A 24986-nucleotide genomic window follows, 5' to 3' on the forward strand; every position below is an offset into this window, starting at 1 on the left:
TGTGCTGGCGGGGGGGCGCGGGTGTTGGCGTAGGCGTCAGGGGTGGCGCTCGGACTACTTGTCGAGCATCCACACCGTCGGCATGCCGGCCCAGAGCTTGTCCAGCCCCTTGAGGTTGGCGCGCGCGGCGAACGCGGCCGAGTACTGGCCCGCGTTGATGTACGGCACCGCCTCGTAGGCCCGGGCCTGGAAGGCGTCGAGCAGCTCCTTGCGCTTGGCGGGCACGGTTTCTTTCAGCCAGGCGGTGCGCAGCTCGTCCAGCGGCTTGTCGCAGGGCCAGCCGGGCAGGGTGTTGCCGCAGGCCGCGCCCAGGTAGGCGTTGGCGATGGGGGAGTTGGCGTCGAACTCGCCGGCCACGGTGACGTACATGTTCCAGCCGCCCGCGTCGGCCGCGTCGCGCTTGGCGCGGCGCGCGCCGATGGAGGCCCAGTCCATGCTCTGCGCGTCGACGTTCATGCCGATGCTCTTCATGGTCTGGGCGGCCATCAGCGCCTCGGCGTTCAGGTAGGGCACGTCGCTGGGCACCATGAGCACCACCTTCTCGCCCTTGTAGCCGGAGGCCGCGAGCATCTGCTTGGCCTTGGCCACGTCGGCCTTGCGGTAGGGCTCGGCGCCGGCGGCCGTGTCGTTCGGGCTGCCGCAGATGAAGTAGGTGGCGCAGTACGCCATGCGCATGTCCAGCGGGAAGCCCATGGCCGCCACGAAGCGCTCCTGGCTCACGGCCTGCAGCAGCGCCTGGCGCACCTTGGGGTTGTCGAAGGGCGGGTGCAGCTGGTTCATGACCAGGAAGCCCTGGTACGCGCCGCCGGAGCCGATCTTGATGCTGCTGTCGGTGCGCAGCGGCGCGATGTAGTCGGGCGGCAGCTGCTCGATGATGTCGACCTCGCCGCGCTTGAGCGCCGACACGGCGCTGTTGGCGTCAGGCAGGTAGAGCCACTCGACGCGGTCGAAGCTGGTCTTCTTGCTGCCGGCCAGGCCGCTGGGCGGCTCGCTGCGCGCCACGTAGTTGGGGTTGCGCACGAACACCGTCTTGTTGCCCGGCACCCATTCGTCGCGCTTGAACATGAAGGGCCCGGAGCCGATCACCTCGGTGAGCGGCGCGGTGGCCGGCAGCTTGGCGATGCGCTCGGGCAATATCACCGGCGGAAAGCCCGAAGGCTTGGCCAGCGCGTCGAGCACCATGCCGAAGGGTTCGTTGAGCGTGAGCGTGAAGCTGCGCGCGTCGGTGGCCTTCCACTCGGCGCCTACCGCCGTCATGGCGCGGCCCAGGCTGTCGCGCGCGGCCCAGCGCTGCAGCGAGGCCACGGCGTCGGCCGAGGTCACGGCGGCGCCGTCGGAAAACTTCAGCCCCGGGCGCAGCGTGAAGCTCCACTGCTTGCCGTCTTTCGAGGTCGTGTACTTCTCGACCATCTGCGGCTGCGGCTTGCCGGTGGCGTCCTGCGCGAACAGGGTGTCGTACACCATGTGGCCGAAGTTGCGCGAGATGTAGGCCGTGGTGAAGGTCGGGTCGAGGATCTTCAGGTCGGCATGCGCCACCACCTTCAGCGTCTTGGGCGGTGTCTGGGCGAGCGCGGGCAGGCTCACGGCAGCGGCTGCCGAAAGGGCCAGGGCAACGAGTGCGGCATGGGCGGCAAGCGTTCGTCGTTTCATCGTCGGTTCTCCGGTGGGGTGGGGCGAAAAAGAAGAGAAAAAAAGTTCAGGCCGCAACGCCGATCGGCCACTTCGGCAGGCGCGCCTTGCGGTAGGGCAGGGTGGTGAGGTCGAGCGTCACGGCGCCCGGGGCGCCCGCGTAGATCACGTGCTTCGCCACCTTCGAGTACGACGCGTAGAAGTGCTGCGACGACTTGACGACCACGATCTTCTTCGCGGCCAGGTCGCAGCCCAGCTGCGTGAACAGGTCGGTGCCCATGGCCTGGTTGCGCCGCGTGATCAGCACGACCTCGATGCCCGCGACCTCCACCAGCGCGCAGTCGCCCATGGCGGTGGGCGTGTTCGACAGGCCCGTCATCACCAGGTCGTGCTGCAGCGCCTTCACGGTGCAGTCCAGGTCCAGCGGGTCGCCCGAGAGCGGGCTGATCTTGCCGCCGATGCGCATCTGCAGCCGCGCGCCCACGCCCGCGTCGAACGCGATGCGCACCGCAATCGGGTCCCACATCGGGCCCAGCGCCGCGTTGGTGATGCCGCGCTCCAGCATGCGGCGCAGGATGAAGGTGGAATCGCTCGCCGCGCCGCCGCCGGGGTTGTCGGCGCCGTCGGCCAGCACCACGGGGCCGCCGTCGAAGGCCAGCGCTTCGTCGAGCGAGGCGTCGATGCTCGGGTAGTTCACCGTGAGGCCGTCGCGCATGGCCACGACCTCGTCGGCCAGCTGGCGCGCGAGGGCATCGGCCTGGGCTTGGTCGCCGTCGGTGTACACCAGCACCTTGGTGCCCATCTCGGGCACGTCGCCCCACGAGAAGCCGTGCGTGAGCGACACGGACAGCACGCCGTCCTTCCCCTCCAGCGCCTGCATGCGCTGCACGAAGCTGCGCGCCGGTTCGCGCGAGGTGTGCACGGTGACGATGATGTCGCAGTCGACCATCGCGGCCACCGGCTTGACCTTGCCTTCGACCGCGGCCGCGCAGATGTCGACCAGCTCCAGCCCGCGTTCGAGCACGTCGGTGTGCGGGTACTCCTTGAACGAGACCATCACGTTCGCGTTGTCGACCATCGCGGCCGTGAGGTGGTTGTGCGGGTCGAGCTCGGCGCCGACGACCACGTCGGGCCCGACGATCTGCCGCACGCGCTGCAGCATGTCGCCTTCGCAGTCGTCGTAGCCGTCGGCCACCATGGCGCCGTGCAGGCCCAGCAGCACCATGTCGACCGGCAGCGCGGCGCGCAGGTCGTTCAGCATCTCGTCGCGCAGCGTCTCGTAGGCGTGGCGCGTGGTGATGCCGCTGGGCTGCGCGCCCGCGACCATGCCTTCGAGCAGCGTCCAGCCCTTTTCCTTGCCGCGGATGCGCGCGGCCCACAGCGGGCCCGAGTAGATCGTGAGCGCATCGGGGTGCTGGCCGGCGGGAAAGTAGCCGCGGTCCTTGAAGGAGGCGATGCCGGTGGGCATCGGGCCGAAGGTGTTGGTTTCGGTGGCGAGGGAGGCACTGAAGACACGCATGGTGGTTTTTCTCGTGAGGTGAGGTTCTTGTCTCGGAAGAAGCGAAGCACTCGGCCTGTGTGGGCCGGTGTCAGCCCGGGTTGGCTGCGCGCAGCCGCCGCGGGCCGAGCATCTCGGCCGTGAGCCCGAAGCCCGCGATGCGCTCCGGCAGCGGCAGCCCGCGTGCCAGCGCGGCGCAGGCCTCGCCCATGGCGGCTGAGGTCTGGATGCCGTAGCCGCCCTGCGCGGCCACCCAGAAGAAGCCGGGCGCCTCGGGCTCGAAGCCGCCCACCAGGTCGCCGTCGGGCACGAAGGAGCGCAGGCCGGCCCAGGTGCGCGTGGGGCGGCGGATGGTGAGCGTGGTCGCCTCCTCGATGCGGTGCATGGCGATGGCGATGTCCATCTCTTCGGGCTGGATGTCCTGCGGCTCCACCGGGTCGGCGTTGGCCGGCGAGCCGAGCAGCATGCCGGCGTCGGGCTTGATGTACCAGCCCTCGTCGGCGCCGAACACCATGGGCCATTGCGCGGCGTTGGCGCCGCTGGCGCCTTCGGGCGGCGCGAAGATGAAGGCCGAGCGCCGGCGCGGCTCGATGCCCAGCGGCGGCACGCCCGCCAGCTGCGCCACCGTGTCGACCCACGCGCCCGCCGCGTTGAGTACCACGGGCGCCTCGTACACGCGGCCGCCGGCCGTCACGCGCCAGCGCTCGCCCACGCGCTCGATGGCGGTCACCTCGGCGTCGCACACCAGCTGGCCGCCGGCGCGCCGCATGCCGCGCAGGTAGCCCTGGTGGATGGCGTGCACGTCCATGTCGGCCGCGTCGGGCTCGTACACCGCGCCCAGCACCTGGTCGGGGCGCAGCACCGGCACCAGCTCGCGGGCCTGCTCGCCGCTCAGGCGCGAGGCGCCGGTGTCCATGGCGCGCAGCACCTCCCAGTGCGCTTCGAGCTCGGCCATGTGCTCGGCGCCCGCGACCATCATGGCGCCGCGCGGCGTGAGCAGCGGGTGTTCGGCGAAGCCCTCGGGCGGGTGCTCGAGGAAGGCGCGGCTGGCCATGGTGAGGGCGCGCACCTGCGCCGTGCCGTAGCTTTCCATGAAGAGCGCGGCCGAGCGGCCGGTGGAGTGGTAGCCGGGTTGCGATTCGCGCTCGAGCAGGATCACGCGCGCATGCGGTGCCAGCCAGTGCGCCGCCGAAGCCCCGGCAATGCCGCCGCCGATCACGAGGAAGTCGGTGGCGGTGGGAGTGGGTGTGGAGGAAGTCATCGGCGAAAAGTGTAGGAACAATTTTGCGGATACGCAAATTAAATGAAGGCCACCAAAGGGAAACCATGGTGCACCGCAACGGTGAAATTTGCGTTCCCGCAATTTGCGTATACGCAACTTCCGGGCCCGCGTCACGCGGGTTGGCATGGATGGCGTGCCCCCGGGCTGGCAGAATCCGGCTGCACCACAAGAGAAAGACGCGCGTGAATCCACACACAGGGACCAAGCCGGCAGCCAGGGCCAGGGAACAGCCGCCCACCCTGGACCGCACCACTTTCGGTCACCGCCTGCGCACCGCGCGCAAGCGCTTCGGCTGGACGCTGGCCGAGCTGGCCGAGCGCTCGGGCGTGTCGATCACCACCATCTCGCGCGCCGAGCGCGGCCAGCTCGCGCTGGGCTACGAGAACTTCACCGCGCTGGGCCGCGCGCTGGACATGGACATGAATGCGATGTTCGCGGGCGCCGGCGTGAAGCCCGCGCAGCTCGACGGGCCGGTGGTCACGCGCGCGGGCAAGGGCGTGGTGTACCGCGGGCTGGCCATTGCCTACGAGTTCCTGGGCACCACGGCCGCGGGTAAGCAGATGAGCCCCATCGTCGGCACCGTGCACGCGCGCCAGGTCCACGGGCCGGAAGACTTCGTGCGCCACGCGGGCGAGGAGTTCGCCTATGTGCTGTCGGGCGAGATCGACGTGCACTTCGACAACGGCGAGGTGGTGCGCCTGGGGCGCGGCGACTCGCTGTACTTCGACAGCCGGCTGGGCCATGCGTATGTGAGCGTGAGCCGGCAGCTGGCGCGCATCATCGGCATGACCATCGGCGAGAGCGAGCACATGACGTCGGCGCGCGAGGCGCCGGTGTTCGCGCCGGTGGTGGAGACAGCGGCGGCAGCAAGGCCGGCGCGCAAGACCAGGGCGGCGGCGAAGGCGCGTGCGCCCGCGCCCGCCCCCGCCCCCGCCCCTGCACCCGGCAAGAAGCGCGCGTCGCGCGGCAAGCGCTAGTCGCTTTTTCGCCGGCACCGCTCCCGCTCCCGCTGCCGCTGTCGCCGATTTGCTGGGAATTTCCGCTCGCATGGCTATGCTCGCCGCCGCCATTCACTTCGAGTCGAGAACCACCATGACCCAGCGCGCTTCCATCTTCTCCCTGCGTTCCATCGCCCTAGCCTGCGGCCTCGCGCTCGGCGCCGTCGCCACGGTGCAGGCCGCGCCCGACGCCAGGCTGCTTGCCGCCGCCGAGCGCGCGCAGCCCGCGGTGATCGACAACCTGAAGGAGATGGTGCTGATCGAGTCGGGCAGCCTGAACGTCGACGGCCTGCTGAAGATGGCCGACCTGGTCGAAGGCCGGCTGAAGGCCGCGGGCTTCAAGACCGAGCGGCGCAAGGCCACGGCCGGCGCGGGCGCCGACATCGTCATTGCCACGCTCAAGGGCACGGGCAAGCGCAAGATCATGCTGCAGGGCCACATGGACACCGTGTACCCCGCGGGCATCCTGAGCGGCCAGCCGTACAAGGTCGACGGCAACCGCATCTACGGCCCCGGCATCGCCGACGACAAGGGCGGCCTCGCGGTGATCATGGCGTCGCTGAAGATCCTGGCCGACGCCGGCTGGCGCGACTACGACACGCTCACCGTGGTGATGAACCCCGACGAGGAAGTGGGCTCGGTCGGCTCGGGCGAGCTGATCGCCACGATGGCCGACCAGCATGACACGGTGCTGTCGTTCGAGCCCACGGCGGCCAAGTCGGTGGCCAAGGGCGAGTCGCTGCTGCTGGGCGCGGCCGGCATCGCCACCGCCACGCTGGATGTGAAGGGCCGTGCATCGCACGCCGGCGCCGCGCCCGAGCTGGGCCGCAACGCGCTGTACGAGCTGTCGTACCAGATGCTGCAGACCAAGGACCTTGCCAAGGACATCCCCGGCGTGGCGCTGAACTGGACCGTGGCGCGCGCGGTCGGCCCGCTCAACCAGATCACCGAGAAGGCCCAGGCGCTGGGCGACGTGCGCATCACGCAACCCGGCGCCGAGAAGAAACTGGAGGCCGCGCTGCAGGCCAAGGTGGCCGCCGGCAAGCTGGTGCCCGACACCGAGACCACGGTGAAGCTCGAGGTGGGCCGCCCGGCCTTCGTCGCTGGCGAAAAGGGCCGCGCGCTGGCCGAGCGGGCGCAGGCCATCTACAAGGAACTCGACCGCGAACTGGCGCTGACCCCCATGACCGGCGGCGGCACCGACGCGGGCTTCGCGGGGCGCTCAGGCAAGGCCACGGTCGTCGAGAGCTTCGGCCTCGCGGGCTTCGGCTACCACGCACGCGACGAGTACATCGAGGTCGACTCGATCGTGCCGCGCATCTACCTCGTGACGCGGCTGCTGACCGAACTCGGCGAGAACTGAGGCAGGTGCGCTGAGCGCCTTGTGCGGCGCTCAGCAGCGCTTTGATTGCCCTGCCGTTGCATAGCCTCCGACGAGGCTTGCCGCAGCCTGCTTACTGAGGCTGCCCCGGCTCGCCCGGACGGCCCGGCGGACGCCGTTGCTGCGCAGCCGCCGCGGCGGCTGCCATGCGCTGTTGCTGCTGGGCCTGCTGTTGCTGCGCCTGCTGCTGGTGCTGCTGCTGTTGTTGCTGTGCCTGTTGCTGTTGGCGCTGCATCTGCTGTTGCTGCTGTTGGGCCTGCTGCTGCGCGCGCTGCTGGGCTTGCGCCTGTTGCTGCGCCATCGCGGCTTGCTGTTGCTGGCGTTGCTGCTGCATCGCCTGTTGTTGCTGCTGCTGTTGCGCGCGTGCGGCCTGCTGCTGGGCTTGTTGAGCCTGCTGCGCCTGTTGTGCCTGCTGCGCTTGTTGTTGTTGCTGCTGCTGGCGCTGGATCTGCTGTTGCTGCTGTTGAGCCTGCTGCTGCGCGCGTTGCTGGGCTTGCTGCTGCTGTTGCTCGCGCGCCTGTTGCTGGCCTTGTTGCTGCTGAGCCTGGGCCTGTGCTTGTTGACGGCGTGACTGTTCGGCCTGCGCCTGCTGTTGCTGGCGTTGCTGCTCCTGAGCGGCCTGCTGCTGGCGTTGCTGTTGTTGCTGCAGGGCCTGTTGTGGCGGCTGCCCGGGCGCGTTGCCGCCACGCTGCTGTTGTTGCGCCTGCTGCTGCGCCAGTTGGGCTTGCTGCGCCTGCTGCGCTTGCTGGCGGCGCTGTTGTTCTTGCTGCTGCCCCTGCTGCATCTGCGCCTGGCGTGCCTGCTGTTGCTGCTCTCGCGCCTGTTGCTGCTGCATCGCCTGCTGTTGCTGTTGTTGACGGGCTTGCTGGGCCTGTTGCTGCTGCGCTTGCTGCAGCTGGGCCTGCTGTTGTGCGCGCTGCTGGGCCTGTTCTTGCGCACGCTGCTGGCCTTGCGCCTGCTGCTGCGCCATCACCGCTTGCTGCTGCTGGCGCTGCGCGTTCTGCTGTTGCTGTTGCGCGAGCAGTGCCTGCTGCTGGGCCTGCTGCTGTTGCGCCTGCTGTTGCTGCGCGAACGCCGGCCCCGCCGAGAAGTTGGGCGGCAAGCCACCGCGTGCGCCACCGCCGTTGTTGTTGTAGACGGTGCGCTCGTTCACGTTGTTGATCACGGTGGTCGAGCGCGACACGTAGGTGCTGTTGTTGTAGACCACGGCCGGCCGTGCGAAGGCGGGCGGCGGCGCGCCACGGTCGCGATCGCGGTCACGTCCGCGCGGGCCGCCCCAGTTCACGTTCCAGGAGTTCCAGCCCCAGCCGTGCCGTTCGAAGGCGCTGCCCACCACCACGCCGGCGCCGAAGGCCAGCACGCCCGCCGCGGCCAGCTGGCCGCCGCTGTAGCCCTGCGGCGCCACCTGCACTGGCGGCGCGTAGGCGTAGCCGGGGTACACGGGCTCGGGCGAGCCGTAGATCACCTGCGGGTCGTACGCGGGCACGTACACCACGTCGGGCTGCACCGGCTCGATGGTGATGTACTGCGGCGGCGCCTCGATCACCGCGGGGCCGCCGTACACCGGCTGCATGTCGGGCGACGGCGCATAGCCTCGGGGCGTGGCGGCGCTGGCCACGCGCAGCTTGTCGTTGTTCTTCAGCCGGCCTGCCTTGGCCGCGCGCTGGCGCATGACCTGGATGGCGTTCATCACGTCGGCCGGGTCGTTGTAGTAGGCCTGCCCCAGCGCGGTGGTCCACGGGATGTTGCCGGCCAGCTGGTCGACCACCGGGCGGAACGCGGTGAGCGACTTCACGCTCGGGTCCCACGGCTGCTGGTTGGCCGCATCTGCGAGCGGACCGGCCTTGAGGTTGCGGTTCTGGCCCAGCCAGTCGTGCGCGGCGGTGATCTGCTCGGGGTAGGTGGCGCCGGCCAGCACTTGCGCCACCAGCTTGTCGGGGTACAGCGCGATGGGGGCGACCAGTTGGTAGAGCTGCTCGGCGGAGGGCGGCGTGTAGGCCGCGGGCGTGGCCACCGCAGGCGCGGATGGCGCGGCAGATGTCTGAGGCACCGAGGGCGCGGGCATGGTGGTCGCCGGGTCTGCAGCCGCTGCGGGTGCACTGGGTGTCTTGTCGCAGCCTGCGAGAACGAGAGCGCCGATGCACAGCGAGATCGTCAGCAGGCGGGGGGCGAAGTTGTTGTTTGTCATCGGAGTTCCATGAGGACGCCGGCGTCGTGCCCGGAACTCTTTCAACGGTGCGCGGCAGCAGGCGATGACAAAGCCTGCGCCCCGGATGCAACCGACTGTGTCGGTGGTGCGCCGTCAACCCTGTCGGCGCACAGCCACACGGCCGGGAGGCCGCGGGCTACAGCTGACCCGCCGCGGGTCTTTTCTTACTTCGCGCCGCCGGTGTACTTCGTGACGTTGGCCGCGCTCACGTGGTAGCCGCTCACGCCCATCATCGAATCGTTGCGCAGCGTCTGCAGCTTGCCGGTGACCCACACGGTGTCCATGGCGCGGAACTTGGCGCCCTTTTGCGGCACCACGTGCAGGATCTGGTTGGCCGGCGGCGGCGGCGTGTGGATGCAGGCGCCGAAGTAGGGCACCAGCAGGAACTCGGTGACCTCGCCCTTGGCTTCCTCGAGCGGCACGATGAAGCCCGGTATCTTCACTTCGACGCCGTTCATCGTCGGGTTGGTCGGTGCGTTGTTCGACACCTCCTGCATCTTCATGAGCAGCTCGTTGGCGCGCGGGTCGCCGTCGTCGAGCGCGCTCAGGTCCATGCCCTTGAATTCCTTGGCCGGGTCCCAGTCTTTAGGCACCAGCTCTTCCCAGGTGATCTGGCGCGCCTGGCCTGGCTGGCCCGGCGGGCCTAACGCGGGCTTGGCCGCGGCCGGCGCCGCCGCCTTGCCGCCCAACGGATTGGTGGCGGTGGTGTCCTTGGGGGCGGGCTCGGCGGCCCAGGCAGCGGCCGCGAGGCCGGCGCCGGCAATCAGCATTGAAAGCCGCGTGAAAGCCTTGGAGGAGTTCGATGCGGGTGCTTGAGAACGGGCGTGGACAGTGGACATGGTTCAGATCCTCGGCGAGAGGCCGTCGGCAAGGGAAAGGCGGTAGGCGCGAATGCCGGGCAGCAGGCTTGCCAGCCATCCGGCGACCAGCAGGCTTGCCATCAGCAGCCATTCGTTCAGTGTAGGTTCTGAAAGGCTCAGTGTCAGCCCGAACTGCGCCTGCAGCCATGGCGAGAGCAGGGCGATGCCCAGCACAGCCATCACCACGCCCAGCAGCACGCCCAGCACCGTGACCATGGCGCCTTCGAGCGCCAGCAGCGCCAGCACATGGCGCAGGCCCGCGCCCACGGCGCGCAGCACGGCAAGCTCGCGCCGGCGTTCGTTCAGCCCCGCCATCACCACCGACACCAGCCCCGCGAGGCTCACCAGCGCCACCAGCGCCGACATCAGCAGCAGCGCGTTCTCGCCGATGCCGATCACGCTCCACAGTTCGTCGAGCGCCACGCCGGGCAGGATGGCCATGAGCGGCTCGCCGGTGTAGGTCGAGATCCAGCGCTGCACGCCGAACACCGCAGCGCGGTTCTTCAGGCCCACCAGCGCGGCCGTCACGTTCTTGGGCGTGAGGTCGAACTTGCGCACCTGCTCCGCGGGAATGTGCACGCCGGGCATCGGCGCGCCGCCCACCCATTCGAGGTGAATCGCCTCCATGGCGGCCAGCCCGATGTGCACGGTGCGGTCGACCGGCGTGCCGGTGCGCGCGAGCACGCCGACCACGGTGAAGGGCTTGTCGGCATGTTCGGCCACGTTGAGCTCGCCGCTGCCGTGCGCCAGCGTGATCTTCTGGCCCACGTGGTAGCCGAGCTTGTCGGCCACCTCGGCACCCACCACCGCGTCGAACAGCTCGCTGAAGGGCTTGCCTTCGCGCAGCTTCAGCAACTGCTTGTCGCCGTAGCGAAAGCGCGTGAAGTAGTCGGTGGACGTGGCCAGCACCGCAAAGCCGCGGTGCGAGTCGCCCAGCGACAGCGGCACCACCCAGTCGACACCGGGGTGCGCCTGCAGCGCCTGCACGCTCTTCCAAGAGATGTTGTTGGTGGCCGCGCCGATGCGGAACACCGAGTACAGCAGCAGCTGCGTGGAGCCCGTGCGCGCGCCCACGATCAGGTCGGTGCCCGAGACCGAAGACGCGAAGTTCTCGCGCAGCTCGGTGCGGATGCGTTCCACGCCCAGCAGCAGGAAGGTCGACAGCGCAATGGAGAACACCGTGAGCGCGAGCGTGAAGCGGCGGTTCCAGGCGCTGCGCCATGCGATGGAGAAAAGAGCCTTCATGCGAGCGCCTTCATGCGTCCACCGCCATCGCGCTGCTTGCCGCGCGGTTGATCTCGGGCAGCAGCACGTGCCGCGCGAAGCGCTGCGCAATGCGCTGGTCGTGGCTCACGAAGACGAGCGCGCTGTGGTTCTCCACGCAGGCCGTGAGCAGCACGTCGAGGAAGGCCTCGCGCCGGTCTTCGTCGAGCGCGGAGGTGGGCTCGTCGGCAATCACCACCTCGGGCTGGCCGATGAGCGCGCGCGCCGCGGCCACGCGCTGCTGCTGGCCCACCGACAGCTGCAGCGCCTGGCGCTTCCAGAGGTTGCGGTCCAGCCCCATCTGGTCGAGCAGGTGCTCGGCCTCCTCGCGCGCGGGGCGGTGCTTCGAGGCCTGTATTTCTCGCCGTGCCGAGAAGCGGCAGGGCAGCAGCACGTTGTCGAGCACGCTCAGGTACGGCAGCAGGTTGAACTGCTGGAAGATGTAGCCCACGTGCGCCACGCGACTGCGGTCGCGCGCCGCGCCCGAGAGCTGCGACCAGTCGTGGCCCAGCAGCATGACGCGGCCTTCGTCGGCCACCAGCACGCCGGCCAGCAGCGACAGCAGCGTGCTCTTGCCGCAGCCGCTGGGGCCGTGCAGGAACACCGATTCGCCGGCCGAGATGCGGAACGCCTCGATGTCGATGCACGGCGTCTTCACGCCGGGCCAGGAGAAGCGCAGCGCTTCGGCGGAAAGCACCACGCGCAGTGGCGACGTGTCGGCGTTGTCGGTCGCGGCGTTGTCTGTGTTCGCGTTGGCTGCCGTGCGGGCCTCGGGGGCGACGCTCACGGTGTCACTTGCCCCAGCCCAGGCGGGCGGGCTGCGCGGCCTGCGCGCCGGCCGGGCGCTTCAGCTGGCGCTTGAACTGGCCCTGTGCGGTGGCGATTTGCGAGTCGATCTGGCGCAGGCCCTTGAACACCGCGAACAGGTTCACGTCGATGAACTTCGCGGCGGCCGCGTTGGTGCAGTTGAAGGAGAAGGTGGCGTCCAGGTCGGCATGGCCCACGGGCTCGCTCGGGTCGGGGTTGCCCAGGCCCAGCGCGCCGGAACGCAGGTCGACCGGGCCGAGCTTGCAGTTGGCTGCGGGGTCGACGATGAAGAGCTTGTCCGCGGCGCGCAGCTGGGCCACGGCTTCTTCGACGGTCTTTTTCTCGGCGTCGGTCTTCGGTGCGCGCTCGAAGCCCACGATGTTGTCCAGCGGGGATTCCATGTCGATCACCACCGTGGGGCCGTCGACGGCCACGTCGAGCTTGAGCTGGCCGTGCACGTGGGCGTGCTGCTCTTGCGCCTGTGCGGTGAGGAACGGGGCGGCCGCAAGAAATGCGGCGGCCAGTGCGAGTGCCGAGCCGCGTCGAAGGGCCTGGACTCGTCGATTCGTCAATGTCATGGTTGCGCGCCTTGCCGGGTCGGCAGCCCCGGCGTGTTGCTCCATTCGCTCCAGCTGCCGGCATAGAGCGCTGTGGTCCCCAGTCCGGCGACCTGCATGGCCAGCAGGTTGGGCACGGCGCTCACGCCGCTGCCGCACTGGTGGACAACGCTCGCCGGGTCTCGCCCCGCGAGCAAGGTCTCGAACTCGGCACGCAATTGCGATGCCGGCTTGAACTTGCCGTCGGGGCCGATGTTCTCGGCGAAGGGCCGGTTCAGGGCCCCGGGGATGTGACCGGCAATCGGGTCCAGAGGTTCCACCTCGCCGCGGTAACGTGCACCGGCGCGCGCATCGATCAGGTTCTGGTCAGGCTGCCCGAGCCGGCGCACCACGGTGTCGGTGGTCACCAGCCTGGCCAGCGGCTCGCCGGTGACGAAGTTCGACTGGAAGCGCGCGGGCTCCTCGCGGCCGGTGACCTCGCCGCCTGCTGCCTGCCAGGCCTGCAGGCCGCCGTCGAGCACGGCCACCGCGTCGTGGCCCATCCACTTGAGCATCCACCACAGGCGACCGCAGTAGTTGGCGCCGTTGCGGTCGTACACCACGGCCTGCATGCCGTTGGCGAAGCCGACGCTGGAGAGCCATTGCGCGAACTTCTCGCGGCTGGGCAGCGGATGGCGTCCGCCCGAGGCGGGCAGGCCGTCTTCCTGCGCGACCACCACTTCGCCGTGCGCGCCGGGCACGCCGTGCCTGGCGCTGAGCTCGGTGTCGAGGTTGGCGTAGTGCGCGCCGGGAATGTGCGCGGCGGCGTACTGCTGCGCGCCGCTGTCGGGCTTCATGAGGTCGAAGGTGCAGTCGAACACCATGAAGGGGGTGTCGCCGGCTTGCAGCTGCTGGAGTTGTTCGACGCTGATGAGGGTGGTGTACATGGTGTGTGTCCTTCGCTTGTCAGGTCATGCGCACGGGGCGCGAATCGATGTTGCTCGGCCGGCGAATCAATGTTCGTCGGCTGGCGCCTCAATGCTCCTCGGCTGGCGCCTTGGGCACCGCCCGCTGTCGCAACACAGTTGCAGCAATGCCGCTGGCGATGATAAGGGCCATGCCGCCCCAGCCGGCCGCGTCGATGCGGTCGTCGAACAGCACCACGCTGTAGAACGCCGCGAAGACGATGCCCGAATACTGCAGGTTGGCGACCACCAGCGTACCGGCCTGGGTCTTGGCGGTGGCGTAGGCGCGGGTCATGCAGAGTTGTCCGAGAGCGGCCAGCAAGCCGATGGGCAGCAGCCACAGCGCGTGCTGCCAGGTCCACGCGCCGGCGCCCGAAAACCCGGTGGCCGCGGTGGCAAAGCCGCCGGCCACGGCCGAGCCGACCGCGAAATAGAACACCGTGCGCAGCTCGGGCTCGCCGATGCGCGACAGCGCCACCACCTGCATGTAGGCAAAGGCGGCCGTGAGCCCCGACAGCAGGCCCAGCATGCCGGCGAAGCCTTCGTTGCCGTTCACCGTGGGCTTGAGCATCAGCACCACGCCGACAAAACCGGCCAGCACCGTCAGCGCCAGCGCGCCCTGCAGCGGCGGGCGCTCCACGCGGCCGTCGCGCCCGGGCACCGGCACCCAGGCCAGCAGCGCGCCGCCGATCAGGAAGGCCGCGACCCACACGCTGCTCATGTAGTTCAGCGTGACGGCGGTGGCCAGCGGCATGTGCGCGATGGCGTAGAACCATGCGCCCAGCGAGATCACGCCGATGGTGCTGCGCCAGGCGTGCATGCCGGGGTAGCGGGTGGCCAGCGACACGCCGCGGTTGCGTGCCAGCAGCCAGAGAAACACGATGCCGATCAGCCCGCGCCCCAGCACCATCTCGCCGCTGTTGAACCACTCGGAGGCGATCTTCACGACCACGCTCATCGTGGCGAACAAAAAGGCGCCGAGCACCATCCAGAGCGCTTGCATCGTCTCTACTTTATGAACAGAGGGGAAGGAAGGGTGCCCGGGTGGCCCCGGGGCTTGTTCGAGCTTGCTGGCGGCTTGGCGCGGTGAGCGGAATGGCGCGCGTCACGCGGCGCTGTTCTGCATGGCCACGCGGTACCACTCGTGGAACTGCTGCATGCCGTCTTCCATGGGGCTCTGGTACGGGCCGGTCTCGTTGTCGCCGCGCAGCATGAGCGCGCGGCGCCCGGCGTCCATGCGCTCGGCGATCTCGTCGTCTTCCACGCAGGTTTCCATGTAGGCGGCCTGCTGGGCCTCGACGAACTCGCGCTCGAACGCGACGATTTCCTCGGGGTAGAAGAACTCGACCATGTTCAGCGTCTTGGTCGGGCTCACCGGGTGCAGCGTGGACACCGTGAGCACGTGCGGATACCACTCGACCATCACGTGCGGGTAGTAGGTGAGCCAGATGGCGCCGTACTTCGGCGGCTTGCCGTCGCGGTACTTGAGCAGTTGCTCCTGCCACTTCTGGTAGACCGGGCTGCCCGCGCGGCCCAGGCGGTTGGCCACGCCCACCGTCTGCACCGAATAGCGCGGCTTGAACTCCCAGCGCAGGTCGTCGCAGGTGACGAAGCTGCCCAGGCCCGGGTGGAACGGGCCGACGTGGTAGTCCTCGAGGTAGACCTCGATGAAGGTCTTCCAGTTGTAGTTGCACTCGTGCAGTTCGACGCGGTCCAGCGCGTAGCCCGAGAAGTCGAGGTCGGCCTGCGGGCCCAGGCCCGCCATGTCGGCCGCCACGTCGGGGCCGGAACCGTCGGCGTTCTTCTCGAACAGGAGGCCGTTCCACTCGGTGAGCGGGTAGTTGTGCAGGTTCAGGCACGGGTCCTGGTCGAAGTGCGGGGCGCCGATGAGCGTGCCCGTGGCGCGCGCGTCGCTCGCGGCGTAGGTCCAGCGGTGCAGCGGGCACACGATGTTGCCGCCGGCCTGGTTGTCGAGCTGGCCCCGGCCCTGCAGGATGAGGGCCTGGCGGTGACGGCAGACGTTGGAGATCAGCTCCACGCCCTTGGGCGTGTGCACCAGCGCGCGGCCCTGGTGCTCTTGCGGCAGCGTGTGGAAATTGCCCATTTCGGGCACGGCCAGGCGATGGCCGACGTAGCGGGGCCCTCGCGCAAAAAGGTTCTGCATTTCGCGGGCATACAGCGCCTCGTCGAAATACGCGGAAACTGGAAGTTGGCTCGTGGCCTGCTGCAGTTGAAGACTTAAATCAGACATGGAGGACCTGACCAAGCTCCCCACAGGGAGAGAAAAAAGAAAAGAACGGAGGCGCCGCCTGGAGGCTTCGACGGCCCGGAGAGTGTGTTGGTGTCGCCAACGAGAGAAGTTCGCATTGTACCCGGGGGTGCCTGTTTCGGTCCGCGCCCTAAAATGCCCGGTTTCACCCACGTTTCGCTTGCATGCCCAAGGTGCCTTCTCCTTCCACGTCCAGCCCGGCGGCCACGCCCGACACGGGCCCGATGCCCGCCAGTTACGAAGCCGGGCTTCAGGAACTGGAACAACTGGTGGCGGAACTCGAATCGGGCCAGCTGCCCCTGGACCAGCTGCTCGGCAGCTACCAGCGCGGCGCCGCGCTGCTCGCCTTCTGCCGCGACAAGCTGCAGGCGGTCGAAGACCAGATCAAGGTGCTCGACGCGGGCAGCCTGAAGGTCTGGACGGCCGAATGAGCGCCGCCACGACCCACCCGTCGCCCGCGGTCAGCTGGGACGCCAAGACCCTTTCCGCCTGGAACGAACCCCATCTCGCGAACGTCGAGGCCGCGCTGTCGCGCTGGGTCGGCGTCGATGCGCCCGTGCTGCTGGGCGACGCCATGCGCTACGCCGTGCTCGACGGCGGCAAGCGGCTGCGGCCCCTGCTGGTGCTGGCCGCGGCCGAGGCCGTGGGCGGCAACACCGCCGCGGCCTTGCGCGCGGCCTGCGCCACCGAGCTGATCCACGCCTATTCGCTGGTGCACGACGACCTTCCCTGCATGGACAACGACGTGCTGCGCCGCGGCAAGCCCACGGTGCACGTCAAGTTCGGCGAGGCCGACGCCCTGCTGGCCGGCGACGCGCTGCAGGCACTGGCCTTCGAGTTGCTCACGCCCGAAGGCGACGAGGTGCCCGCCGCCATGCAGGCCCTGCTGTGCCGCCTGCTCGCGCGCGCCGCGGGCAGCCAGGGCATGGCCGGCGGCCAGGCCATCGACCTGGCCAGCGTGGGCATCGCGCTGAACGAAGCGCAGCTGCGCGAAATGCACCGCCTGAAGACCGGCGCGCTGCTGCAGGGCAGCGTGGAGATGGGCGCGGCCTGCGGGCCGGTCAGCCTCGCGGCGCTGGCCGCGCTGCGCGACTACGGTGCGGCCATCGGCCTGGCCTTCCAGGTGGTGGACGACATCCTCGACGTGGTCGCCGATTCGCAAACCCTGGGCAAGACCGCCGGCAAGGACGCCGCGGCCGACAAGCCCACCTATGTTTCGCTGCTGGGCCTCGACGGTGCGCGCGCACAGGCCCGGCAACTGCTGGCCGACGCGCTCGCCGCGCTCGAACGCAGCGGCCTGGCCGACACCGCGGCCCTGCGCGCACTGGCCCACATGGTGGTCGACCGCGACCGCTGAGAGAGAAAAGAACACACCACCCCATGGCTCCGTTGCTTCCCACACTCCACGACCCCGCGCCGATCCGCAAGTACGACCGGGCCCAGCTGCGCCAGCTGTCCGACGAGGTGCGCGCCTGCGTGCTCGACAACGTCTCGCGCACCGGCGGCCACCTGAGCTCGAACCTGGGCACGGTCGAACTCACCGTGGCGCTGCACCACGTGTTCAACACGCCGCACGACCGCCTGGTGTGGGACGTGGGCCACCAGACCTACCCGCACAAGATCCTCACGGGCCGGCGCGAGCGCATGCCCACGCTGCGCCAGATCGGCGGCATCTCCGGCTTTCCGCAGCGCACCGAGAGCGAGTACGACACCTTCGGCACCGCCCACTCGTCGACCAGCATCTCGGCCGCGCTGGGCATGGCCATGGGCGCCAAGCAGAAGGGCGAAGACCGCCATACCGTGGCCATCATCGGCGACGGCGCGCTCACGGCCGGCATGGCCTTCGAGGCGCTGAACAACGCCGGCGTGTGCGACTGCAAGCTGCTGGTCATCCTGAACGACAACGACATGTCGATCAGCCCGCCGGTGGGCGCGCTCAACCGCTACCTCGCGCAGCTGATGAGCGGCAACTTCTACGCCGCCGCCAAGAACGTGGGCAAGAGCGTGCTGCGCAACGCGCCGCCGCTGTTCGAGCTGGCCAAGCGCCTGGAGCAGCATGCCAAGGGCATGGTCGTGCCGGCCACGCTGTTCGAGCAGTTCGGCTTCAACTACGTGGGCCCGATCGACGGCCACGACCTCGACTCGCTGGTGCCCACGCTGGAAAACCTGAAGCACCTCGACGGTCCGCAGTTCCTGCACGTGGTGACCAAGAAGGGCCAGGGCTACAAGCTGGCCGAGGCCGACCCGGTGGCGTACCACGGCCCGGGCAAGTTCGATCCGCAGGTGGGGCTGGTGAAGTCGACCGCGGTGGCCAAGCAGACCTTCACGCAGGTGTTCGGCACCTGGCTGTGCGACACCGCGGCCGCCGACGGCCGGCTGGTGGGCATCACGCCCGCCATGCGCGAAGGCTCGGGGCTGGTGGAGTTCGAGAAGCGCTTTCCCGATCGCTACTACGACGTCGGTATCGCCGAGCAGCACGCCGTGACCTTCGCGGCCGGCCTGGCCTGCGAGGGGCTGAAGCCGGTGGTCGCGATCTACTCGACCTTTCTGCAGCGCGCGTACGACCAGCTGATCCACGACGTGGCGATCCAGAACCTGCCGGTGGTGTTCGCACTCGACCGCGCGGGCCTGGTGGGCGCCGACGGCGCGACGCACGCGGGTGCGTACGACGTTCCGTTCCTGCGCTGCATTCCGAACATGAGCATCGCGTGCCCGGCTGACGAGCGCGAATGCCGCCAGTTGCTGACCAGCGCCTACGAGCAGAGCCACCCGGTGGCGGTGCGCTACCCGCGCGGCGCGGGTGCCGGCGTGGCGCCGCATCTCACGCTCGACGCATTGCCCTTCGGCAAGGGCGAGGTGCGCCGCGAAGGCAAGCGCATCGTGATCCTGGCGTTCGGCACGCTGCTGTACCCCGCGCTCGCGGCGGCCGAGTCGCTCGACGCCACGGTGGTCAACATGCGCTGGGCCAAGCCGCTGGACGTCGAGTTGCTGCTGAAGGTCGCGGCCACGCACGATGCGTTCGTCACGCTGGAAGAGGGCGCCGTCATGGGCGGCGCGGGCAGCGCGGTGCTCGAGGCGCTGCAGGCCTCGAATGTGCAGAAGCCGGTGCTCCAGCTGGGCCTGCCTGACGTGTTCATCGAGCATGGCGATCCGGCGAAGCTGCTGTCGGGCATCGGGCTCGACGCGGCAGGCATCGAGAAGTCCATCGCCGACCGCTTCGGCCGCGCCTGAGTTTCCGGTATGGCTCCTTCCCCCTCTGGGGGAAGGCTGGGATGGGGGCAAGCGGCGCTCGATGCGCCGACGCGGTTCAAACGCCGCCGTGCCCCCACCCCGACCCTCCCCTAGCGGGGGAGGGAGAAAGAAAAGACAGCCTGCTCAGCTGCCCAGGTACGCGTCCTGCACCTTCGGGTTGCCCAGCAGCTCGCGCCCCGTTCCCGACAGCACGATCGATCCCGTCTCGATCACATAGGCCCGGTCCGCGATCTTCAGCGCCTGGCGCACGTTCTGCTCCACCAGGAAGATCGTCAGCCCCTGCTTGTTGATCTCGCGCAGCGTGCGGAAGATGTCCTGCACGATGATCGGCGCCAGGCCCATCGAGGGCTCGTCCAGCAGCAGCACGCGCGGCTTGGCCATCAATGCACGGCCGATGGCCAGCATCTGCTGCTCGCCGCCCGACAGGTTGCCCGCCAGCCCGTCGGCCCGGTCCTTCAGCACCGGGAACAGCGTGTAGATGCGCTCCAGGTCGGCCGCGCGCGCGGCCGCGCCGTCGCGCCGCGTGTAGGCGCCCAGCTCCAGGTTGTCGCGCACCGTGAGCGTGGTCAGCGTGGCGCGGCCTTCGGCCACCTGCACCACGCCGCCGGCCACGATCTTGTGCGGCGACAGGCCGGTGATGTCCTGGCCCGCGAAGGTCACGCGCCCGGCGGTCTTCTTCACCAGCCCCGACAGCGCCAGCAGCGTGGTCGACTTGCCGGCGCCGTTGGCGCCCACCAGCGTGGTGATCTGCCCTTCGTGCAGCTCGAAGTCGATGCCCTTCACGGCCTCGACGTGGCCGAAGGACACCTTCAGGTCCTGCACCTTCAGCAAGGGGGTGGTCGTCGTCATCGTCGCCGCGCTCATGCTGCGGCCTCCTGGTCGTTCGTGGCTTCGTCGTCTTCGCGGCCGAGGTAGGCCTCGATCACCTGCGGGTCGTTGCGGATCTGGTCCGGCCCGCCGCGCGCGATGATGCGCCCGAAGTTCAGCACCGCGATCTGCTCGCACAGCCCCATCACGAAGCGCATGTCGTGCTCGATCATGAACACCGTGAAACCGCGCTGCGCGATGTTCTCGATTTCGACCATCAGCTCGCTCTTCTCGGTGCTGTTCATGCCGGCGACGGGTTCGTCGAGCAGCAGCAGCTTGGGCTCGGTGGCCAGCGCGCGCGCCAGCTCCAGCTTGCGCTGGTCGCCGTACGAGAGGTTGTCGGCCACGTCGTTGGCCTTGTGGTCGAGCTTGACCCAGCTGAGCAGTTCGCGCGCACGGTCGCGCGCGCGCTTTTCCTCGCTGCGGAACAGGCCCGAGCCGGCCAGCAGGCCGAAGGGGCCGTAGCGCAGCTTGGCGTCCATGCCCACGGTGACGTTCTCCAGCAGCGACATCTCCTTGAAGATGCGGATGTTCTGGAAGGTGCGCGCGATGCCACCGCGCGTGATCTGGAAGGGCTTGCGGCCCGCCAGGTCCTGGCCCTCGAAATGGATGGTGCCGCTGGTGGTCGGCAGCAGCCCGGTGATCAGGTTGAACACCGTCGTCTTGCCGGCGCCGTTCGGGCCGATGAGCCCGAAGATGCCGCCCTTGGGAATGTCGAGGTTCACGTCCTGCAGGACCTTGAGCCCGCCGAAGTGCCGCGACACGTTCTTCAATGTCAAAAGTGTCTGGTCGCTCATGCTGCGCTCCCCTTGCGGCCGAACCACTGGCGGATGCGCGCCGGGTCCCAGATGCCCTTGGGCAGGAACAGCACGATCAGCACCAGGATGAAACCGTTCACCACCAGCCGGAAGGCGCCCAGCCCGCGCAGCATCTCGGGCAGCAGCGTGAGAATGGTGCCGCCCAGCACCGGGCCGGTGAGGCCGCCGATGCCGCCCAGGATCGCCATCGTCAGGATGTCGACCGCGCGGTTGAAGCCGTACTCGGCCGGGCCGATGAAGAAGGTCAGGTGCGCGTTCAGCGTGCCCGCCAGGCCGGCGATGGCGCCGCCCAGCACGAAGGCCAGCATCTTGTGGCCCGCCACGTCGATGCCCATGAGGCCGGCGGCGGTCTCGTCTTCCTTGATGGCCTCGAAGGCGCGGCCCACCTTGGAGCGGCGCACGCGCCACAGCACCAGCAGCACCAGCACCAACGCCAGCGCCACGTGCCACCACTGGGTGGATTGCGGAATGCCGTTCAGCCCCAGCGCGCCGCCCGTGAGCGACTCGGTGTTCAGGATGGCGATGCGCACCACCTCGCCGAAGGCCAGCGTGGCCATGGCAAGGTACACGCCCGAAAGCCGCAGCGTCGGCTTGCCGATGATGAAGGCCACCAGCGCCGGCGCCGCCATGCCCGCGGCAATGGCCACCGGGAAGGGCACGCCGTAGTTCAGCGTGAGGATCGACGCGGTGTACGCGCCGATGCCCATGAAGGCCGCGTTGGCCAGCGCGAGCATGCCGCAGGCCAGCGTGAGCCAGATCGAGAGTGCCAGCAGCGCGTTGATGCCCAGCGAGAGCACCAGGTTGCTGTAGACCGACCAGAAGTTGTCGAGCGCTTCCATCAGACCTTGCGCTCCTTGAGTGAGCCGAACAGGCCCTTCGGGCGCACCAGCAGCACGAGGAACAGCAGGCCGAAGGCCACCGCGTCGCGCATGTTGGAGCCCACGTAGGCCACCGACAGCACCTCGGCGAAGCCGAGGAACAGGCCGCCCAGCAGCGCCCCGCGGATGTCGCCCATGCCGCCCAGGATGATGACCGCGATGCCCTTCTCAAGCATCGGCTGGCCCATCAGCGGGAAGAGCGCGTTCGAGTACAGGCCGATCAGCACGCCCGCCACGCCGCCCAGGCCGGCGGCCACGAACGAGGTCAGGTAGAACAGTCCCTCGACGTTCACGCCCACCAGGTACGCCGCCTTGGGTGACTCGGCGATGGCGCGCAGCGCGCGGCCCAGCTGCGTGCGCTGCAGCGACAGCATCAGCACGCCCATGAGCACGAACGACGCCAGCACGATGCCCAGCTCGAGCACGGTGACGTGGATGCCGGCGAACACCAGCGCGTCGTCGGGAATGGTGCCGGGCGGGAAGCGCAGGTTTTCCGCGCCGAAGATGCCCTGGATGCCGTTGTTCAGGATGATGGCCACGCCGATGGTGGCGATCATCGGAATCAGGTGGGGTGCGTTGCGCTTGCGCAGCGGCTTGAGCACCAGCACGTCGACCAGGAAGCCGAGCACGCCGCAGAACGCGAACGCGAACGGCAGGCCGACCCACAGGGGCATGCCCGACACGCGCATGAACTCGGCGGCCGCATATGCGCCCACCATGAACACCGCGCCGTGCGAGAGGTTGATGACGCCGAGCACGCCGAAGATGAGTGTGAAGCCGAGCGCGAAGAGTGCGTAGACGCACCCCAGCGACAAGGCGTTGACAAGCTGCTGATCGAGCACGATGGGCTTCCGTCAGGCCGCAACGCACGAAGGCCGTTGCGGCAAATCAAAAAAGAAAACGGCGCAGTCGACAGTCCTGCGCCAGAAGCGAGAGTCATGGCGGGCCCCGCGGCCCGCCATCGAAGCGGCAAGACGGGTCTTGCTTACTTCTCAATCACGAACGCGGTGCCCTTCGTGACGCTCACGATGGCTTGCTGCTGCGCGTCGTAGCCGGCGGGCTTGCCGGCCTTGTCCTTGGCGCGCGCGAAGGTGAAGGCGCCGGTGGCACCGGTCCACTTCACGTTGGGCAGCGCGTCGCGCAGGGCGGTGCGGTCGGCGGCCAGGTTGCCCGAGAGCTTCACGCCCTTCAGGGCCTGGGCCACCACGTACAGGCCGTCGTAGGCCTGCGCGGCAAACTGGTCGGGCGCGGCCTTGAACTTGTCGTTGTAGGCCTTCTGGAACTTGGTGTTCTCTGGCGTGGCGTTGCTGGCCGACCAGGGGCTGCCGACGTACAGGTTGTCCGAGCTGCCCTTGGCCAGTTCGAAGATCTTGGTCGAGTTCATGCCGTTGCCGCCGATGATCGGCACGTTCAGGCCGAGCTGGCGGGCCTGCACCATCACCGGAGCGCCTTCGGCCAGCAGGGCCGACAGCACGATGGCGTCGGGGTTGGTGGCCTTGATCTTGGTGAGCTGGGCCTTGAAGTCGACGTCGCCCTTGGCGAAGGTCTCGGTCGTGGTCACGGGCAGCTTGAGGTCTTCGAGCGCCTTCTTGAAGTTGTCGTAGCCGCTCTTGGTGAACACGTCGTCGTTGCCGTACAGCACCGCGACCTTCTTCACGTTGGCGTGCTTGATGGCCACGCGCAGCGTCTCGGGCAGCACGTCGGCTTCGGTCACCGAGTTGCGGAACACGTAGTCGCCGATGGAGGTGATGCCGTCCGCGGTGTTCGAGGTGCCGAAGGCCACGGTCTTCGCGGCCTGCGCGATCGGGTCGGCCGCCTGGGCCGAGTTCGACAGCGTGGGGCCGAAGGTCATCAGGACCTTGTCCTGGAAGATGAGCTTCTTGAAGACGTTGATGGCGTCTTCCTTCTTGCCTTGCTCGTCCTCGATGGCGAGCACGATCTTGTCGCCGTTGATGCCGCCGGCGGCGTTGATTTCATCGGCCGCCAGCTGGAAGCCGTTGCGGATGGCCGAGCCGTACTGCGCGGCACCGCCGGACAGGGCGGCGGCGACGCCGATCTTGATGTCGGCCGCTTGCGCGCCGAAAGCGGTGGCCGCGGCGAACGCGAGCAGTGCGGGCTTGAAGGAAGTAGGGAGTCTCATGTTTGGATGCCGTCGTCGGACGTTGTCAGAAGGGATGTAAGGCGATTTAACATTTTATGCCTCGTCTGCCCGACCCTCCCGCACGCTGCCGGAACGCATGATGCGCGGCGCAGGGTAAACCCCCGCCGGAGGCTGTAAGTGCGTTTTTACAATCGCCCCGGCTTATACAAAAGTCCCCAACGCGGTCACAAGCCGCGTTTCGTTTTTTCCAAGAACTCGGAGAGCTATCAATGGATCGTCGTTCCCTCATCAAAAACGCCGGCATCGCGGGCGTTCTGGCTGCCGGCATCGCACCCGCGGTTCATGCCCAGGCCACCGTTCGCTGGCGCCTGGCGTCGAGCTTTCCCAAGTCGCTGGACACCATCTTCGGCACCGCCGAGGTGTTCGCGAAGAGCGTCAGCGACATGACGGGCGGCAAGTTCCAGATCTCGGTGCATGCGGGCGGCGAGCTGATGCCCGCGTTCGGCGTGGTGGACGGCGTGCAGAACGCCTCGGTTGAGATGGCCCACACGGCCCCGTACTATTTCTACGGCAAGGACCCGACCTTCTGCCTGGGCTGCGCCGTGCCCTTCGGCATGAACACGCGCCAGCAGAACGCATGGATGTACGAAGGCAACGGCCTGAAGCTGATGCGCGCCTTCTACGCCAAGTACAACATCATCAACCTGCCGGGCGGCAACACGGGCGCGCAGATGGGCGGCTGGTTCCGCAAGGAAATCAAGTCGGTCGCCGACCTGAAGGGCCTGAAGTTCCGCACCAACCCGTTCGCGGGCAAGGTGCTGGAGCCCTTCGGCGTGATTCCACAGTCGATTCCCGGCGCCGACCTGTACCCGGCGCTCGAAAAGGGCACGCTCGACGGCCTGGAGTGGGTCGGCCCGTACGACGACCAGAAGCTGGGCTTCAACAAGATCGCGCCGTTCTACTACTACCCGGGCTGGTGGGAAGGCGGCCCCGAGCTCGACTTCTACATCAACACCAAGGCATGGGAAGGCCTGTCGGCCGAGTACAAGGCCATCGTGGAGGCCGCTGCCGCGCACGCCAACATCACGATGACGGCCAAGTACGACGCCAAGAACCCGATCGCGCTGAAGCAGCTCGTGGGCTCGGGCACCAAGCTGCGTCCGTTCTCGCAGGACGTGATGAACGCGGCCTTCAAGTCGGCCCAGCAGATCTACTCGGACCTGAACAACACCAACCCCGAGTGGAAGAAGATCTACGGCGACTGGTCGAAATTCCTGGCCGACCAGAACGCCTGGTTCCGCTACACCGAAGGCACGTTCGACCGCTTCATGCAGCAGCAGAAGCTGTAAGCGTCGCGTCTTTCGCGATTCAAA

Annotated in this window: 22 protein-coding genes; 6 read left to right on the forward strand and 16 right to left on the reverse strand. The window is 68.6% G+C overall.

Features of this window, described 5'->3' with window-relative positions; translation table 11 throughout:
- Positions 1–54: 54 nt before the first annotated feature.
- The 3 genes from AB6807_RS00640 to AB6807_RS00650 all read right to left on the reverse strand — a co-directional run bounded on the left by AB6807_RS00640 (position 55) and on the right by AB6807_RS00650 (position 4388).
- Entirely contained in the window at positions 55–1650 is a 1596-nt protein-coding gene (locus tag AB6807_RS00640) for an ABC transporter substrate-binding protein (RefSeq protein WP_371083136.1), read from the reverse strand.
- A gap of 46 nt (positions 1651–1696) precedes the next feature.
- On the reverse strand, positions 1697–3148 hold the full coding sequence (locus AB6807_RS00645; protein WP_371083137.1) for a M81 family metallopeptidase: 1452 nt from the start codon (positions 3146–3148) through the stop codon (positions 1697–1699).
- A 70-nt stretch (positions 3149–3218) separates the two neighbouring features.
- Positions 3219–4388 carry an NAD(P)/FAD-dependent oxidoreductase gene (locus AB6807_RS00650; RefSeq protein WP_371083138.1) on the reverse strand — a complete coding sequence of 390 codons (1170 nt, stop codon included), beginning with the start codon at positions 4386–4388 and terminating at the stop codon, positions 3219–3221.
- A 203-nt stretch (positions 4389–4591) separates the two neighbouring features.
- Here AB6807_RS00650 and AB6807_RS00655 point away from each other — a divergent pair, with 203 nt between their 5' ends.
- Both AB6807_RS00655 and AB6807_RS00660 read left to right on the forward strand, forming a co-directional pair.
- Positions 4592–5386, forward strand: coding sequence for a helix-turn-helix domain-containing protein (locus AB6807_RS00655; protein ID WP_371083139.1), 795 nt, complete (start codon positions 4592–4594; stop codon positions 5384–5386).
- 115 nt (positions 5387–5501) lie between these two features.
- Positions 5502–6770 carry a M20/M25/M40 family metallo-hydrolase gene (locus tag AB6807_RS00660; protein WP_371084129.1) on the forward strand — a complete coding sequence of 423 codons (1269 nt, stop codon included), beginning with the start codon at positions 5502–5504 and terminating at the stop codon, positions 6768–6770.
- A 91-nt stretch (positions 6771–6861) separates the two neighbouring features.
- On the opposite strand, the gene AB6807_RS00665 is transcribed toward AB6807_RS00660, so the two are convergent.
- The 8 genes from AB6807_RS00665 to AB6807_RS00700 form a co-directional block, all read right to left on the reverse strand.
- Complete coding sequence (locus AB6807_RS00665) at positions 6862–8976, reverse strand: DUF3300 domain-containing protein (protein ID WP_371083140.1); 2115 nt, start codon at positions 8974–8976, stop codon at positions 6862–6864.
- Positions 8977–9161: 185 nt separating this feature from the next.
- Positions 9162–9836, reverse strand: coding sequence for a DUF3299 domain-containing protein (locus tag AB6807_RS00670; RefSeq protein ID WP_371083141.1), 675 nt, complete (start codon positions 9834–9836; stop codon positions 9162–9164).
- A 3-nt stretch (positions 9837–9839) separates the two neighbouring features.
- The gene (locus tag AB6807_RS00675; RefSeq protein WP_371083142.1) at positions 9840–11102 is read right to left on the reverse strand and encodes an ABC transporter permease; all 1263 of its coding nucleotides are present in this window, start codon (positions 11100–11102) and stop codon (positions 9840–9842) included.
- A gap of 10 nt (positions 11103–11112) precedes the next feature.
- Positions 11113–11826 carry an ABC transporter ATP-binding protein gene (locus AB6807_RS00680; protein ID WP_116908548.1) on the reverse strand — a complete coding sequence of 238 codons (714 nt, stop codon included), beginning with the start codon at positions 11824–11826 and terminating at the stop codon, positions 11113–11115.
- Between the two features lie 85 nt (positions 11827–11911).
- Positions 11912–12505, reverse strand: coding sequence for a DUF2796 domain-containing protein (locus AB6807_RS00685; protein WP_371083143.1), 594 nt, complete (start codon positions 12503–12505; stop codon positions 11912–11914).
- Positions 12502–13410: a sulfurtransferase gene (locus AB6807_RS00690; RefSeq protein ID WP_371083144.1), complete on the reverse strand. Its 909-nt coding sequence runs from the start codon at positions 13408–13410 to the stop codon at positions 12502–12504. Before AB6807_RS00690 ends, AB6807_RS00685 begins: the two co-directional genes overlap by 4 nt.
- An 88-nt stretch (positions 13411–13498) precedes the next feature.
- Positions 13499–14431, reverse strand: coding sequence for a DMT family transporter (locus AB6807_RS00695; RefSeq protein WP_371083145.1), 933 nt, complete (start codon positions 14429–14431; stop codon positions 13499–13501).
- 102 nt (positions 14432–14533) lie between these two features.
- Complete coding sequence (locus AB6807_RS00700; RefSeq protein ID WP_371083146.1) at positions 14534–15679, reverse strand: aromatic ring-hydroxylating dioxygenase subunit alpha; 1146 nt, start codon at positions 15677–15679, stop codon at positions 14534–14536.
- A 182-nt stretch (positions 15680–15861) separates the two neighbouring features.
- Between AB6807_RS00700 and xseB the strand changes: the two genes are divergently transcribed.
- From xseB to dxs, 3 genes are read left to right on the forward strand one after another with little or no spacing between them, the layout of a single operon-like run.
- Positions 15862–16128, forward strand: coding sequence for an exodeoxyribonuclease VII small subunit (gene xseB / locus AB6807_RS00705; protein ID WP_116908142.1), 267 nt, complete (start codon positions 15862–15864; stop codon positions 16126–16128).
- The gene (locus AB6807_RS00710; RefSeq protein ID WP_371083147.1) at positions 16125–17054 is read left to right on the forward strand and encodes a polyprenyl synthetase family protein; all 930 of its coding nucleotides are present in this window, start codon (positions 16125–16127) and stop codon (positions 17052–17054) included. Before xseB ends, AB6807_RS00710 begins: the two co-directional genes overlap by 4 nt.
- 23 nt (positions 17055–17077) lie before the next feature.
- Positions 17078–18928 (forward strand): 1-deoxy-D-xylulose-5-phosphate synthase, encoded by a 1851-nt coding sequence (dxs, locus tag AB6807_RS00715; protein WP_371083148.1) that lies wholly within the window; start codon positions 17078–17080, stop codon positions 18926–18928.
- Between the two features lie 144 nt (positions 18929–19072).
- Here the strand turns inward: dxs and AB6807_RS00720 are convergent, their stop codons facing one another.
- The 5 genes from AB6807_RS00720 to AB6807_RS00740 all read right to left on the reverse strand — a co-directional run bounded on the left by AB6807_RS00720 (position 19073) and on the right by AB6807_RS00740 (position 23652).
- Positions 19073–19813, reverse strand: coding sequence for an ABC transporter ATP-binding protein (locus tag AB6807_RS00720; RefSeq protein WP_371083149.1), 741 nt, complete (start codon positions 19811–19813; stop codon positions 19073–19075).
- Positions 19810–20613, reverse strand: coding sequence for an ABC transporter ATP-binding protein (locus tag AB6807_RS00725; protein ID WP_116908138.1), 804 nt, complete (start codon positions 20611–20613; stop codon positions 19810–19812). The genes AB6807_RS00720 and AB6807_RS00725 overlap by 4 nt, the downstream gene beginning before the upstream one ends.
- Positions 20610–21473, reverse strand: a complete 864-nt coding sequence (locus AB6807_RS00730; protein ID WP_116908137.1) for a branched-chain amino acid ABC transporter permease — start codon at positions 21471–21473, stop codon at positions 20610–20612. Before AB6807_RS00730 ends, AB6807_RS00725 begins: the two co-directional genes overlap by 4 nt.
- A complete protein-coding gene (locus AB6807_RS00735; RefSeq protein WP_108134767.1) occupies positions 21473–22354 on the reverse strand; it encodes a branched-chain amino acid ABC transporter permease in 882 nt (293 codons plus the stop codon). Before AB6807_RS00735 ends, AB6807_RS00730 begins: the two co-directional genes overlap by 1 nt.
- A gap of 143 nt (positions 22355–22497) precedes the next feature.
- Positions 22498–23652 (reverse strand): ABC transporter substrate-binding protein, encoded by a 1155-nt coding sequence (locus tag AB6807_RS00740; RefSeq protein ID WP_116908136.1) that lies wholly within the window; start codon positions 23650–23652, stop codon positions 22498–22500.
- Positions 23653–23882: 230 nt separating this feature from the next.
- Between AB6807_RS00740 and AB6807_RS00745 the strand changes: the two genes are divergently transcribed.
- Entirely contained in the window at positions 23883–24962 is a 1080-nt protein-coding gene (locus AB6807_RS00745; RefSeq protein ID WP_116908135.1) for a TRAP transporter substrate-binding protein, read from the forward strand.
- Positions 24963–24986: the final 24 nt, after the last annotated feature.

The sequence above is a fragment of the Variovorax sp. RCC_210 genome (genome assembly GCF_041355175.1).
Lineage (GTDB): Bacteria > Pseudomonadota > Gammaproteobacteria > Burkholderiales > Burkholderiaceae_C > Variovorax.